1 pseudogene is annotated in these 274 nt (G+C 52.2%); it reads left to right on the plus strand.

Annotation, left to right across the window (positions count from 1 at the left end):
* Positions 1 to 77: 77 nt before the first annotated feature.
* A pseudogene (locus tag B3C38_RS09375) lies at positions 78 to 274 on the plus strand (hypothetical protein); the annotation flags it as partial.

The following is a 274-nucleotide window of genomic DNA, read 5'->3' on the forward strand; positions in this document are numbered from 1 at the left end:
TGATCGCCGCATCGCTGTTCCGAGCGTTTCGGCAGCGTAGAACTCCGGCGCAGGAGGATAAAGTCTGCATTAAAGTCATGGAAGAAATGGCACAGTACATCACGTCGATTTTGAAATCCGCTCCTCAGATCATCATGTCTTGGGGATACCATCAGCCTGCCGTCTATAAAGAGGACGGCATGGAGGGGTTGCGTTTCCGGGTGCAAGGTTTCAAGCATACAGGATATGTCGCCGTGCTGTATAATCCGGGCTCCGACTATTTCGAGGTCGAGCT

Source organism: Alistipes sp. UBA1686 (assembly GCF_002320215.1).
GTDB classification, from domain to species: Bacteria; Bacteroidota; Bacteroidia; order Bacteroidales; family Rikenellaceae; genus Alistipes; species Alistipes onderdonkii.